The organism is Demequina sp. TMPB413, assembly GCF_020447105.2.
In the GTDB taxonomy this organism is placed as follows: Bacteria; Actinomycetota; Actinomycetes; order Actinomycetales; family Demequinaceae; genus Demequina.
In genome coordinates, this window is record NZ_CP096184.1 from 1727930 (window position 1) to 1740917 (window position 12988).

Here is a 12988-nt window from a genome sequence, read left to right on the forward strand (position 1 = left end):
CCTATTGTGACCCGTCTTCGCCCGTCGTGCTGTCTCCGTAGTCGAGGTTGCCCAGAGTGCCGAGCGTCACGGTGACATCGACCTCCTCGCCATCGCGTTCAAGCGTGAAGGTGACTTCGTCCCCTGGGGCGTGGGTACGGATCTTGACGATCGCGGTGTCGGGGTCGGCAACCAACTCGCCTTCGATCGCGACGATGATGTCGCCTTCCTCAATGCCAGCCTCGTCGGCTGGCGATCCAGGGACGACGCCGTGGACGACGTTTGGCTGAGACGAGTCGGCCACGCGCACTCCCCGACCGGTGTAGCTGGTGTCGAGCTGAGCACCGATGGCTGGCACGTCAGCGGAGCCGTCGGCGATGAGTTCTTCAGCGACCCTGCGCGCTTGGTTCGAGGGAATCGCGAAACCAAGGCCGACAGAACCCGCGCCCGTCGCTTGAGTGGCCCCAGGCAACGCCGCAACGGCGGAGTTGATGCCGATCACCTCGCCGCTCATGTTGAGCAGGGGCCCGCCGGAGTTACCAGGATTGATCGCCGCGTCGGTCTGGATGGCCGCCATGAACGAAGACTCGCTTCCCTGGCCGGTTGTCACGGGCCGGTCTTGCGCGGAGACGATGCCGGTGGTGACGGTGGACTCGAGACCAAGCGGTGAGCCGACGGCAACCACCGGGTCGCCGACGACCATGGCGTCGGAGTCTCCAAGGACGAGCGGAGTCAGGTCATCGCGCTCGACCTTGACCACTGCGAGGTCGTACGCCGGCGACGAGCCCACGATCGTGGCTTCCTCGACCTTGCCGTCGCTGAAGAGCACCTGCACGGTGCCCTCGGCGCCGTCAATGACGTGATGGTTCGTGAGAATGTACCCGTCCCCGCGGATCACGAGCCCAGAGCCGGTACCGCCCCCAAGAGCCGTGGTGGTTTCTAGCTGCACGACAGAAGGCAGCACCGCCTCTGCGACGGCCGCGACCGACCCGACGACCGGCTCATCGGTACCGCTCGCCGATGCGGGCAGCGTGACGCCCTTCGTGGTGGAGGCCGAGTCTGCAGGGCCCCATTCCTGCCAGGCCGCTGCGCCGCCGACGCCTCCGACAAGACCCAAGAGGAGTGAGACCACCATCACGACGGCGCCGACGCCCCGACGTGGAGGCACGGGGCGCGTTGCCGTGGCGGGGACTTCGGGAACGACGTACTCGCTACTGGCTTCAGTGCGTGGTGCAGGGGCGTCAAACACCTGCTCCCCTGTCACAGGGGACGCTGCAGCCGCGGGCGCGCCATCCGCAGATCGGACGTCTTGACCGCTCTCAGCGTAAGCATCCGCGCGTTCAGGCTCGTGCCTGGCGCCCTGGTCTGGGCGCGGTTCATCTGGGGAAGCAAATAGTTGGGACACAAGAAACTCCTAGTGACTGACGGCGTCGGCAAAACTCTCAAAACCATCGGCAACGCGTTCCAAGAAGCCGGGATCGGTGCCCTGCGGAAACTCCGCCGCCGCTGACTCCAAGGTGTCGAGGGAACACTCGCAAGACAGTGCGACCACCACATCCCCCGTTTGCCACACGACGGTGGCTGCGTGACCTGTCTCGACCACATAGACCTCGGCGCTGTCGACGCTCGCTCTGGGCATTTGCGCCACCTGTGACGTCAGGTGTCCGTGTTGCTGAACGATCTGCACCACGTCGGTTCCTGATAGCACGGTGGCAAACAGAGCCATCTGGCCGTTGGCACGCTGGACGACGCGACCCTCGATGGGAATCAGGTGCGAACGCGAGAAGTCGGGGTGGATCCACGAGCGCAACAGCTCGCCGGAGCGCATGCCTTGCGGGTCCACGTACGCGACCGCTGCGGTACCGGTCGACTTGCGCGGCTCGGCGAACTCGAGAGACACGTCGTTGGGCGCGCCCTCTTGCCATGCCGCCCCCACGACCAAGACGGCGAGCACGACCATGGCGGCGACGCCCAACACGGGGCCGCGCCGGGGCGGCCGTGTAGCGCGAGCATTCTCGGGCCGCTCAGCGGCCGCGATCTCCGCAATCCGATCGCGATTGAGCAAGCGTTCCGCAAAGCGCATGTCGATACCAGCCTGCGAACTGTTCAGCGCGTCCCTGGCGGCACGCAACTCATGGAAGCGGCTCGCACAGTCTTCGCACTCGCCCAGGTGAGCCATGGCCGTATAGGCGCGGTCTCCCCTCAACCTGCCGTCAAGCAGGTCGTGGATGGCGTCCCCGAGGTGCTTGGACTTCACTGCCCGCCCCGCGATGGCGCGTGATGCGCGAGCGAATCGCGCAAACGGGCACGGGCGCGGGACAAGCGGGAGCGGACGGTGCCGAGTTTGATACCCAGCGTGGCCGCGATCTCTTCGTAGGACAGGCCTTCGATGTCGGAAAGCACCACAGCGGCGCGATACTCGGGGGGAAGGTCGCCGAGGGCTTCGATGATGTCTGCACCAAGGTGCGACATCTCGAATGCATCTTCTGGCTGCCCAGACCGCTCTTCCCTGTCAAAGCTGTCAGACGTCGCCACTGCGGCGTCGTCGTCGGCCATGAAATCGAAGCGGATGCGGCTCTTGCGACGCATCCTGTCGAGGAACAGGTTGGTGGTGATGCGGTGCAGCCAGCCCTCGAAAGTGCCTGGCTTGTACTGCGACAGTGAATTGAAGACTCTGACAAACACATCCTGAGTGAGGTCTTCAGCGTCGTGCTGATTACCCGTCAGGTGGTACGCCAAGCGGTACACGCGAGAGGCGTGCTGCTCAACGATGCCTTGCCAGGTCAGATCCTGAGCGTCGACGGCGATAGCCGCTTCGGCTGAACTCATGCGTCGACCTCCTTCACGCTTCCCCAACGATCCTTACGTGTCCTATGTTCCCACGCGCGAGCCGCGAGTGCCATCGGCCACCCGACGGATACGATCAGGTCAGGAGGTGCCATGACCGTCGACCCTGCTCTCGCGGCGTTTGCTGACGATTTCGTCAGCGAGGACGACGTCCTGCTCGCCGCACGTGACGCGGCCGACGAGTGGGGCGTCGATTCGCTCTCGCCGGGGACCGGCTCGACTCTCAGGGTCATCGCCAGCGCATCGCAGGCACGCGCCGTCGTCGAAATCGGGACAGGGGTGGGCGTGTCTGGCGTCTACCTCGTGCGCGGAATGGCGCCGGGCGGCATCCTGACGAGTATCGACGTTGAGCCGGATCACCACCGCAGCGCTCGTGCGACGTTCGCCGCTGCGGGTTTCGCTCCTGAACGGACGCGTCTCATCACGGGTCGCGCCCTTGACGTGCTTCCGCGACTGACCGACGGCGGCTACGACCTGGTGCTCATCGACGGCCGACGCACGGAGTTCCCCGAATACATGGAGCAAGCGGTCCGGCTGGCGCGCCCTGGCGGGGTCATCATCATGGCCCACGCACTGGGGCACGGGCGGGTGGCTGATCCCGCTCAGCGTGACCCAGAGACGACCGCCATTCGCGAAGCACTTCGCGCCGTCCGCGGTGCGGACGGGCTCACCGCTAGCTTGGTGCCCATCGGAGACGGACTACTCATCGCCACGGTGAATGCTTGAGAGGTAGAACTCTCTACTTCAAGGCGCCCAACAGGGCATCGCCAAGCGACTTGACCTCGTCGGCGTTGATTTCGACGACGAGTCGCCCACCGCCTTCGAGTGGCAGGCGCATGACATACCCACGACCTTCCTTCACGACCTCCATGGGGCCGTCACCGGTGCGGGGCTTCATAGCAGCCATGCTGGGTCACTCCTTGCGCTGATGGGACGACACTCACTTGTCGCCGCGACTATTCTACGCGGCGCTCAAGGGGTTCCCCTAATCCCCGGTACCCAGGCGAAGCGACAGGCCTTGCTGGCTTAAGGCGCCTCGACCGTCTGCAACACGATGGCCAGTGCCTCGTCGACGTCGTCCGTCACGGTGATCAGGTCGAGGTCGCTCTCGCTGGCCTTGCCGTCGGCGACCACCGCGTCCCTGAGCCAGTCCATCAGGCCGTCCCAGTAGGCGTGGCCGATCAGCACGATAGGGAAGCGGGTGATGGTGCGGGTCTGCACCAGAGTGAGCGACTCAAACAGTTCGTCGAAGGTACCGAAGCCGCCGGGAAGCACGATGAAGCCCTGGGCGTACTTCACGAACATCATCTTGCGCACAAAGAAGTACCTGAAGTTGAGGCCAAGGTTGACGTACTCGTTGACGCCCTGTTCGAAGGGCAGCTCGATGCCGAGCCCGACGGACACCCCACCTGCCTCCGCCGCACCCTTATTGGCGGCCTCCATGACGCCGGGCCCTCCCCCGGTGATGCATGCGAAGCCTGCCTCGACAAGTTTGGCTCCGATCTGCTCGGCGATGGCGTACTCGGAGTCGCCTGGCTTGGAGCGCGCCGAACCAAACACGGAGATCGCTGGACCGAGCTCGGCGAGAGCGCCGAAGCCCTCCACAAACTCGGACTGGATCCGCAGCACTCGCCACGGGTCGCCGTGGACCCAGTCAGGAGTGTCTTGGTTCTGGAGCAGGTGTCCTGAGGTGGTGGTGCTCGGCACGTTCTTGCCACGCAGCACTACTGGTCCGCGGTGGTAGTCCTTCACAGATCCTCCTGATCGCCGGTGTTGCTACTGGAAGGCGGGGCCGTCAACCACGCCTTAAGCGCTGCATGACACGCGCGCATGTGTTCAATGGGGCAACGCTCGGCGTCGCCTGAAGCGTGCGCGAGTTCAGGGTCTCCAGGGCCGTAGTTCACGGCCGGGATGCCCAACTCTCCGAAGCGAGCCACGTCCGTCCATCCGAGTTTCGCGCGCGGCGGTAGCGCGCCGGTCGCGGCGACCGCCGCGACAAAGTCTTGAGCGATAGCGGCGTCGAGCCCCGGTCTCGCTGCTGCCGACTCGTCCGTCCAAGTGACTGTGCGCACCGCACCTGCCCCAGCGTCGGCGTCTGCCTCCGCGTAGGCGGCGTCGATGAAGTCGATGACTCGCTGCTTGGCCGTCTGAACGTCCGCGCCAGGGGCGAAGCGATAGTTGATCGTCACGGTGCACTCATCCGGGATGACATTGCCGGCGATGCCCCCAGAGATCCGCACGGCGTTCAGGCCCTCGCGGTACGCCAGGCCGTCGACCTCGATGTTCGCGGCCTCGTGGTTGCTCAGTGCCGTCAGTAGCGGCGCCGCCAGGTGCACTGCGTTGACGCCCTTCCATGCCCTGGCCGAGTGAGCGGCCTTGCCTGCGAGCGAGACCTCGCATCGCAAAGTCCCGTTGCAGCCACCCTCGATCACGGCCGACGTTGGCTCACCCAAGATGGCGAAGTCGCCCTCAACCAGGTCGGGGCGTTCCCTCACGACACGGCCTAGGCCCGACCTGGACGCCTCGACCTCTTCGTTGTCGTAGAAGATCCAGGTGACGTCCCTGGTGGGGGCAGCGAGTTCTACGGCCAGCGCGAGTTGGACGGCGACGCCCGCCTTCATGTCGACGGCGCCGCGCCCGATCACCTCAGTGCCGTCGTCTGAAAGGCACGACGGCACGTTGTCCTTGATCGGAACGGTGTCCAGGTGACCCGCGATGATGATGCGCTCTGCCAACCCCAGCGTCGTGCGCGCGACGATGGAGTCGCCAAGCCTCGTGACCTCAAAGTGGCCGCAAGAACGTAGGGCCTCCTCGACGGCGTCGGCGATGGCTTGCTCGTCGCCCGAGACGGATGGGATATCGATCAAGGCCCTGGCGAGGTCCTCCACCGGAGTGCCGGGAGCGACGGGAAGGGACATGGCTCGATCCTATCGATGGCGGATGAGGTGGATCACTGTCCACCAACCAGCGATCTCGATCACCGCCAAGTAGAAGGCGCCGAGAGCGAGGGGCGCGAGAGCCTCGGGCGGCGAGTCCACGTACGCGCTGCTCAAGCCGACCGCTTGGACCACGAGAAAGACGCTGAGACCGCCAATAATCAGAGCCCGCGACCGAGACATTGTGCGGGCGTGCACGGGTCGACCGATCCACGGCGACGCGGGCTCGTAGTCGGGTCCGACCCATGGCGGCGGGATTGGCTGGTCGCGGCGCGGCACTTGCGGAACGTCCGCGTCGTCGTAGGGCTCCTTGCCACTCATGGCACCACCGTAGCGTCGGCGTGCCCGTAGGCTTACCGCCATGAAAGCGCACGGTTATGGACTCGCAACACTCGACGGCAGCGGCAACACTCTTGACGCCTGGTACCCGGCACCGGCACTGGGTCCCGCACCCGAGCGGCCCAATCCGCCCCAGCAGCTTGAGGCCGCCGTGCGTTCCGACCCGCTGCGCCAGATCTCGACGGAACTTCTCCTGATCGAAATCGACACCGACGATGCTCCCGAAACCGTGACTGACGCGTATTTGCGGCTGCACTTGCTCAGTCACAGACTCGTCAGGCCCCATGCCGTCAACCTCGAAGGCATCTTCGCGATCCTGCCTAACGTGGTGTGGACGTCCGCTGGGCCTTGCGCGGTGGAGGGCTTCGAGGCGACCCGCGGACGCTTCCGCGCATTTGGCCAGCACCTCACCGTGTACGGCGTCGACAAGTTCCCACGGATGGTCGACTACGTGATGCCGTCTGGCGTGCGCATCGCCGACGCCGATCGCGTTCGCCTTGGCGCTCACTTGGCAGAGGGCACCACCGTGATGCACGAGGGCTTCGTCAACTACAACGCTGGCACTCTTGGCACCTCGATGGTCGAGGGGCGGATCTCTGCAGGCGTGACCGTCGGCAATGGCTCCGACATCGGTGGTGGGGCGTCGATCATGGGCACGTTGTCCGGCGGCGGGACTGTTGTCGTCAGCATCGGCGAGCGTTCCCTGCTGGGGGCGAATGCTGGGCTCGGCATCCCCTTGGGCGACGACTGCATCGTCGAATCGGGCCTCTACGTGACGGCAGGATCCAAAGTCCGCATCGTCGGCACCACGGACGACGACGGCGAGCCGGTCGTCGTCAAGGCACGCGAACTGGCTGGCAAGAACAACCTGCTGTTCCGCCGCAACTCCCTCACAGGCGGCCTCGAGGTGGTCGCGCGCGAGGGCACAGGGATCGAACTCAACGCCGCGCTCCACGCGAACTGACGATGACGCGAACCGGCACGGCCGTCGCGACCGTCGCCTTCGTCGGCGTCGGTGCCGCAGCCGTCTACTGGGGGCCTGAGCTCATTGCGGGGTCCCGCGAGCAGACTCCCACCGAGCGCTGCACCGTGACTCAGGGGGATTCTGCGCACACGTTGACCGCTGAACAGGCGAACAACGCGGCGCTCATCGCGGCAGTCGGCGTGCGGCTCGGCTTCGATGCTGCCGGCGTGACGGTGGCTATCGCGACCGCCATCCAGGAATCGAGCCTTCGCAACCTCGACTACGGCGATCGCGACTCGCTCGGGCTATTCCAGCAACGTCCGTCTCAAGGCTGGGGCACGATCGAGCAGGTCACCGACCCGTACTACTCGACCGAGACCTTCTATATGGCTCTGCTCCGCGTGGACGGCTGGGAGTCTCTGGCAGTGACGGACGCGGCTCAGGCCGTCCAGCGTTCGGGCTTCCCGCTCGCCTATGCGGATCACGAGATGGAGGCACGGGCGTGGGCGGAGGCGTTCACCGGGGCGGGAGGCCTCGTGACGTGCTCCGTGAGCGGTCCTGAGACACCCGCTCCTCAGTTGCTCGCCGATAGAGTTGCCGCCGACTTCGGGACCGGCGCCCATGCCGTCGACGTGCTCGACCGCGAGGGCGACGAAACCATTCTGGGTATCCGTCCTGCCGTCGACACCCCTGAGGCCAGGGCTGCGCTGGCAGCTTGGGCTGTGGCGACCGCCTCCGTGACCGGCCTCGTGTGGGTCGAAGGCGACGACGTGGTGGTAAGCCTCGACGGCTCGCATGAGACTGTTGTTGACTCAGACTCGGACTCGGGTTCGGCTGACGGTTACGCGGGCATCAAGGTGGCCGTCGCGGGCGCGTAGCCTTCTGCCGCTCCCCTAGGCGCACCCAGCCCGCTACGGGCCCTAGCCGCCAAATGGCTTGATTCGTACCGTTTTTGCGGGGGTCGGGGCCGCCGGTGGCTCAATTCGTACCGGCTTTCGCAACTTCCCGGCTGGCAATGGCTTGATTCCTACCGTGTCGGCCCCCTGGCCCGCCACCTGGTGGCTTGATTTGTACCGGGTTTCGCTGTGCCGGGCCGACGCCGGGGTGGGGTTTGGTGCCTGCCGGGCCGACGCCGGGGTGGGGTTTGCGTGCCCGCGCGGGCGACGTTCGAGCCTGAAGTGGTGGGCGCCGTCGTACCCAGGAGGGGTCTTGCTCGCTTGTCCACAGGATATCGTGCCTGGTAGGTGGTTGTCAGGGGGTGGTGGTTGACTGTTTGTCATGACCAACCAGACGGTGCTGGAGCGGGCACGAGTGCAGCAAGTGGGTGCACTGTTGCGTGACCTGGTGCACTGTGACGTGTCCGCACTGGGTGAGGACGAGTTTCTTGCCGTGCTGGACGAGGTGGTGGCGGTCGCCCGTCTATCTGACACGTTGCGGGCCCGGGTGGCAGGTGACCTGTCCAGGCGCTCCACCCCGGATCAGGTCGGTGGTGGTTTGGCACGTCGGCAGGGGTTTGGTAACGCAGGGTTGATGGTCGCTTCCGTCACCGGTAGCACCACGGCGGGAGCGATGCGGACCATCGAAGCCGGAAGGGCGTTACTGCCAGAACCGGTACTCGCCGACGCGGATGCGCTGCTAGAAGGACCTGACCGCACCGCCTCCCTAGAGTCCGCGCGCGACGGCGACGACGGTCCTGCCACCATGACGGGCTCCACCACACCCGTGCTTGCCCCACCGGCACCTCGGTTTCCTGCTGTTGCTCAAGCAGCACTGGATGGGGTGTTGTCCACCGATGCGGTCGCGGTGATCACCACCGGTATGGAACGCCTCAGCGACCGTGTCACTAGTGGTGAGCTTCACGACCTGGAGCGCCGTCTGGTGACCAAAGCCGTCGGGTTGACACTGAAAGATGTGCGCCGACTGGTTGACCATGCTGTCGCCAGGGCCGACCTGCCAGGACACCAGGCCCGTGAGAGACGCCAATTTGAGGACCGGTACCTCACCTGGTCTGAGGACCACACCGGGATGGTCACCCTCAACGCCCGTTTGGATGCGGTAACAGCCGCTCCCATTCGCACCGTCATTGAACAGATGGTCACCCACCAGTTCCGTCAGCGCCGCGACCAAGACCCGTCCGAACAGGACCGGCGCACTCCAGGTCAAATGCGGGCAGACGCCCTCCATGACCTCGCCCGCCACGCATTGGGTTGTGACAACACCACCTCGTCGGGAGTGCGCACCACCATCGTGGTCCGCATGAAACTGTCCGACCTGAACTCGGGAACCGGACTTGGCAGCATCGACGGCACCACCCAACCCGTCAGCGTGAGCGAACTACGGCGCCTGGCCGGCGACGCAGAGGTCATCCCCCAAATCCTTGGCGGTCACAGCGACGTGCTAGACCAAGGCCGACGGGTCCGCATGTTCACACCCGCCCAACGCCTCGCCCTCCTCGAACGCGACGGGGGCTGCGCAAAATGTCACGCACCACCCGAACACTGCGAAGCCCACCACATCATGTGGTGGCGCCACGGCGGGCGAACAGACCTTTCAAACGGGATCATGCTGTGCACCAGATGCCACCACGACATCCACCGCCAACACTGGGGCATCCGCATCGACAACGGCCAACCCTTCTTCATCCCACCACCCACCATCGACCCCACCCAACAACCCCGTCCAGGCGGACTCGCCGCCATCACCCTCGCCGAAACAGCGCCGGCAGGCGACGCGCCGTTGAGCCATGTCTCGAAGGAGCACCCTGCCTCCGAGGCGAACTCTGCTTCAGAGGAGCGCTCTGATTCACGGGAGAGCTCTGACTCACGGGAGAGTTCTGCCTCGAGGGAGAACTCCGCCTTGCTGCAAGACTCCGCTCGCAGCGCCGCGTAGCACAAGCGCCGCGAAGAGCCCCCGTCCGCAACGCCCCATATGGCCCCACCACGCGGGCGAGACCTCGCCGTTAGGACACCATCTGGTCCTGAGGGAATCAGTGATCTCGGTGCGCCGCCCTGCACCCGTGGCCGACGCGCCTCTTCCGGATACGGCGTGTTTGGCTCCCGCAGGCAACCGGCCTAGCGCTGAGCCATCGGAACGTAGTCCCGCTCGACGACGCCCGTGTAGATCTGGCGCGGGCGGCCGATCTTGGTCTGCGGGTCGTTCATCATCTCGCGGTAATGGGCAATCCATCCCGGCATCCGGCCCAACGCGAAGAGCGGCGTGAACATCGGCACGGGGAACTTCATGGCGGAGTACACCAGACCCGTGTAGAAGTCGACGTTCGGGTACAACTTGCGCTCGATGAAGTAGTCGTCGCTCAGCGCGATCTCTTCGAGCCGCTTGGCCATGTCGAACGTCTCGTTGTTACCGCCAAGCTGATCAAGGACCTGGTCGGCGATCCGCTTGACCACCGTGCCGCGCGGGTCGTGCGACTTGTAGACGCGGTGCCCAAAGCCCATCAGGCGAGCACCCTCGGCCTTGTCCTTGACCTTCGTCACAAACTGCTCGATCGAGTCGCCAGACTCCTTGATCTGGTCGAACATCTTGAGAGCAGCCTCGTTGGCGCCGCCATGGAGCGGGCCCGAGAGGGCGCCGATGCCTGCCGACACAGATGCGTAGATGTTTGCTTGGGACGAGCCGACGATGCGCACGGTCGATGTCGAACAGTTCTGCTCGTGGTCGGCGTGAAGAATGAGCAACAGGTCAAGAGCACGGCGCACCGTTGGATCGATGTCCAACTCGCCATCGGGACCAGAAAAGGCCACCCTCATGAACTCGTCGACGTAGAGGCCACCCGGGCGGGGCTCAATCAACTCGCCACCCGTCACGCGCCGCTGAAGGTATGAGATCACCACAGCCGTCTTTGCCAGCAACTGCACCGTCGCCAACTCGATCTCGTACTCGCCGCGCCCCACCGACTCCGGGTAGAACGTGCTGAGCGCACTCACGGCGCCCGACAAGACAGCCATGGGGTGCGCATTGCGCGGGAAGGCGCCGAGGAACGTCTTGATGCCCTCATGCACATGCATGTGACGCGCCACGCGATTGTTGAAGGCCGTCAACTCCGCTTCGGTCGGAAGCTGACCATGAATCAACAGGTACGCAACCTCGAGGAACGTCGAGTGCTCGGCCAACTGCTCAATCGGGTAGCCGCGGTAACGCAACACGCCGTTCTCGCCGTCGATATAGGTGATCGCACTCTCACATGAAGCGGTATTCGTGAAACCAGGATCCACCGTCACCATTCCGGTGTCGCGCAACAGGTTGCTCACCGAGATGCCGTCGTTGCCGATCGATGCGCGCTCGATGTCCAACTCGAAGGTGGAACCATCCACAGTGAGCCGGGCGTCGTTGACCTGAGTCATGTCTCCTCCTTTGAAGCGCACCGCCCACTGTGACACGGGCTCCCGCTTGGTAACAAGTTTACTTGTTGTTGACGAGCCTACGGGCTGCGGCGGCAATGCGTTCGTCGCTCGCGGTGAGCGCAACCCGCACGTGACGAGAGCCCGCCTTCCCATAGAAAACACCAGGCGCCGCGACGATGCCACGGTCCGCTAGCCACGAAATGGTGTCCCAGCAATCCTCGCCTCGCGACGACCACAGGTACAACCCCGCGGCGGAGTCATCGATGGCGAAACCCGCCTCGCGCAGCGCAGGCAGCAGGACCTCCCTGCGCGCCCGGTACACCTCTCGCTGAGCCGCCACGTGCGCGTCGTCAGCCAATGCCGCCGCCATGGCCGCCTGGACCGGCGTCGGCATCATCATGCCCGAGTGCCTGCGGGTCTCCAGCAGACCGCTGATCAGCGCCGGGTCACCCGCAGCGAAGGCGGCACGGTAGCCCGCAAGATTCGACTGCTTGGACAGCGAATACAGGGCCAACAGGCCGGTGTGATCACTCCCCGAAACCGTGGGGTCCAAGATCGAGGGCACACCTTCGCTGATCCACGGCTCAAGCCACGGAAGCTCGGCATAGCATTCGTCCGATGCCACGACGGCGCCGATCGCTCTCGCCGCCTCGACCACCTCTCGCAGCGCAGCGGCGTCCGCGACGGCGCCAGTGGGATTCGACGGCGAGTTGACCCATACGAGCTTGACCGCCCTGTTCCCCTCCCACTCCGCCACATCGTCGGCCGGGAAGGGCGTCGCCCCCGCCAGCCGGGCGCCCACGTCGTACGTGGGATAGGCGACCGTGGGGTGAACCACCACGTCCCCGTCCTTGAGGCCGAGGAGCGCAGGCAACAGCGCCACGAGCTCTTTGGAACCGATCGTCGGCAGCACGCCGTCGGGGTTCACGCCCGGCACGCGCCGCCGGCGCGCGAACCATTGTGCGACCGCCTCGCGCAGCGCGGGTGTGCCGTGCGCCGTCGGATACCCCGGCGCGTCCGCCGCCCGCGCGAGCGCGTCCCTCACCACAAGCGGCGTCGGGTCGACCGGCGTGCCCACAGAAAGGTTGACGATGCCGTCGGGGTGCGCGGACGCGCACTCGACAAACGGGGTCAGCGAGTCCCATGGAAAGTCGGGAAGCGCCGACGCCTCAAGGCCCATGCCTTGCCTCTATACGTTCTGCGGAGGAAGGGCCTTGATGAGGTCGTGGTCGTGCGCAATCTGGCCCATCTTGGCGGCGCCGCCTGGCGAACCAATCTCGGAGAAGAACTCCACGTTGGCGCCGTAGTAGTCGGACCACTTGTCAGGCACGTCGTCTTCGTAGTAGATCGCCTCGACAGGACACACCGGCTCGCACGCACCACAGTCGACGCACTCGTCGGGGTGGATGTAGAGCATTCGCTCGCCCTCATAGATGCAGTCGACCGGACACTCGTCGATGCAGGCCTTGTCCTTGAGGTCTACACACGGCAAGGCGATGACGTACGTCACGAGGGGTTCCTTCCTGGAGGTGACAGGTGAAGGCCATCATATCTCCGAGCGT

At 65.3% G+C, this 12988-nt stretch carries 14 protein-coding genes; 4 read left to right on the forward strand and 10 right to left on the reverse strand.

Annotation, left to right across the window (positions count from 1 at the left end; all coding sequences use genetic code 11):
• Position 1 precedes the first annotated feature (1 nt).
• The 3 genes from LGT36_RS08345 to sigE are packed head-to-tail and all read right to left on the reverse strand — an operon-like array spanning position 2 to position 2808.
• Positions 2-1384 carry a S1C family serine protease gene (locus LGT36_RS08345; RefSeq protein ID WP_226095580.1) on the reverse strand — a complete coding sequence of 461 codons (1383 nt, stop codon included), beginning with the start codon at positions 1382-1384 and terminating at the stop codon, positions 2-4.
• Between the two features lie 9 nt (positions 1385-1393).
• Entirely contained in the window at positions 1394-2236 is an 843-nt protein-coding gene (locus LGT36_RS08350) for an anti-sigma factor (RefSeq protein WP_226095579.1), read from the reverse strand.
• Positions 2233-2808: an RNA polymerase sigma factor SigE gene (sigE, locus tag LGT36_RS08355; protein ID WP_226095578.1), complete on the reverse strand. Its 576-nt coding sequence runs from the start codon at positions 2806-2808 to the stop codon at positions 2233-2235. Before sigE ends, LGT36_RS08350 begins: the two co-directional genes overlap by 4 nt.
• Positions 2809-2919: 111 nt before the next feature.
• Here sigE and LGT36_RS08360 point away from each other — a divergent pair, with 111 nt between their 5' ends.
• Positions 2920-3552 (forward strand): O-methyltransferase, encoded by a 633-nt coding sequence (locus tag LGT36_RS08360; RefSeq protein ID WP_226095577.1) that lies wholly within the window; start codon positions 2920-2922, stop codon positions 3550-3552.
• A gap of 13 nt (positions 3553-3565) precedes the next feature.
• Here LGT36_RS08360 and LGT36_RS08365 read toward each other — a convergent pair whose 3' ends face one another.
• The 4 genes from LGT36_RS08365 to LGT36_RS08380 form a co-directional block, all read right to left on the reverse strand.
• Positions 3566-3733 (reverse strand): DUF3117 domain-containing protein, encoded by a 168-nt coding sequence (locus LGT36_RS08365; protein WP_226095576.1) that lies wholly within the window; start codon positions 3731-3733, stop codon positions 3566-3568.
• A 119-nt stretch (positions 3734-3852) separates the two neighbouring features.
• A complete protein-coding gene (locus LGT36_RS08370; RefSeq protein WP_226095575.1) occupies positions 3853-4578 on the reverse strand; it encodes a TIGR00730 family Rossman fold protein in 726 nt (241 codons plus the stop codon).
• The gene (dapE, locus tag LGT36_RS08375) at positions 4575-5744 is read right to left on the reverse strand and encodes a succinyl-diaminopimelate desuccinylase (RefSeq protein ID WP_226095574.1); all 1170 of its coding nucleotides are present in this window, start codon (positions 5742-5744) and stop codon (positions 4575-4577) included. Before dapE ends, LGT36_RS08370 begins: the two co-directional genes overlap by 4 nt.
• A gap of 9 nt (positions 5745-5753) precedes the next feature.
• A complete protein-coding gene (locus LGT36_RS08380; RefSeq protein ID WP_226095573.1) occupies positions 5754-6083 on the reverse strand; it encodes a hypothetical protein in 330 nt (109 codons plus the stop codon).
• Between the two features lie 40 nt (positions 6084-6123).
• Here LGT36_RS08380 and dapD point away from each other — a divergent pair, with 40 nt between their 5' ends.
• The 3 genes from dapD (at position 6124) to LGT36_RS08395 (ending at position 9954) form a co-directional block, all read left to right on the forward strand.
• Complete coding sequence (gene dapD, locus LGT36_RS08385) at positions 6124-7065, forward strand: 2,3,4,5-tetrahydropyridine-2,6-dicarboxylate N-succinyltransferase (protein WP_226095572.1); 942 nt, start codon at positions 6124-6126, stop codon at positions 7063-7065.
• 2 nt (positions 7066-7067) lie between these two features.
• Positions 7068-7943 (forward strand): hypothetical protein, encoded by an 876-nt coding sequence (locus LGT36_RS08390; protein ID WP_226095571.1) that lies wholly within the window; start codon positions 7068-7070, stop codon positions 7941-7943.
• 400 nt (positions 7944-8343) lie between these two features.
• Positions 8344-9954: an HNH endonuclease signature motif containing protein gene (locus LGT36_RS08395; RefSeq protein WP_248642048.1), complete on the forward strand. Its 1611-nt coding sequence runs from the start codon at positions 8344-8346 to the stop codon at positions 9952-9954.
• A gap of 182 nt (positions 9955-10136) precedes the next feature.
• Here LGT36_RS08395 and LGT36_RS08400 read toward each other — a convergent pair whose 3' ends face one another.
• From LGT36_RS08400 to fdxA, 3 genes are read right to left on the reverse strand one after another with little or no spacing between them, the layout of a single operon-like run.
• A complete protein-coding gene (locus LGT36_RS08400) occupies positions 10137-11426 on the reverse strand; it encodes a citrate synthase (RefSeq protein WP_226095077.1) in 1290 nt (429 codons plus the stop codon).
• Positions 11427-11484: 58 nt separating this feature from the next.
• Positions 11485-12606, reverse strand: coding sequence for a succinyldiaminopimelate transaminase (dapC, locus tag LGT36_RS08405; protein WP_226095078.1), 1122 nt, complete (start codon positions 12604-12606; stop codon positions 11485-11487).
• Between the two features lie 9 nt (positions 12607-12615).
• On the reverse strand, positions 12616-12936 hold the full coding sequence (gene fdxA, locus LGT36_RS08410; RefSeq protein WP_226095079.1) for a ferredoxin: 321 nt from the start codon (positions 12934-12936) through the stop codon (positions 12616-12618).
• Between the last annotated feature and the right edge of the window lie 52 nt (positions 12937-12988).

Coding starts and splice junctions, on each gene's coding strand:
- sigE (WP_226095578.1), bottom strand. CDS start 2,808: ATGAGTTCAGCCGAAGCGGCTATCGCCGTCGACGCTCAGGATCTGACC.
- LGT36_RS08360 (WP_226095577.1), top strand. CDS start 2,920: ATGACCGTCGACCCTGCTCTCGCGGCGTTTGCTGACGATTTCGTCAGC.
- LGT36_RS08365 (WP_226095576.1), bottom strand. CDS start 3,733: ATGGCTGCTATGAAGCCCCGCACCGGTGACGGCCCCATGGAGGTCGTG.
- dapE (WP_226095574.1), bottom strand. CDS start 5,744: ATGTCCCTTCCCGTCGCTCCCGGCACTCCGGTGGAGGACCTCGCCAGG.
- LGT36_RS08380 (WP_226095573.1), bottom strand. CDS start 6,083: ATGAGTGGCAAGGAGCCCTACGACGACGCGGACGTTCCGCAAGTGCCG.
- dapD (WP_226095572.1), top strand. CDS start 6,124: ATGAAAGCGCACGGTTATGGACTCGCAACACTCGACGGCAGCGGCAAC.
- LGT36_RS08390 (WP_226095571.1), top strand. CDS start 7,068: ATGACGCGAACCGGCACGGCCGTCGCGACCGTCGCCTTCGTCGGCGTC.
- LGT36_RS08395 (WP_248642048.1), top strand. CDS start 8,344: ATGACCAACCAGACGGTGCTGGAGCGGGCACGAGTGCAGCAAGTGGGT.
- LGT36_RS08400 (WP_226095077.1), bottom strand. CDS start 11,426: ATGACTCAGGTCAACGACGCCCGGCTCACTGTGGATGGTTCCACCTTC.
- dapC (WP_226095078.1), bottom strand. CDS start 12,606: ATGGGCCTTGAGGCGTCGGCGCTTCCCGACTTTCCATGGGACTCGCTG.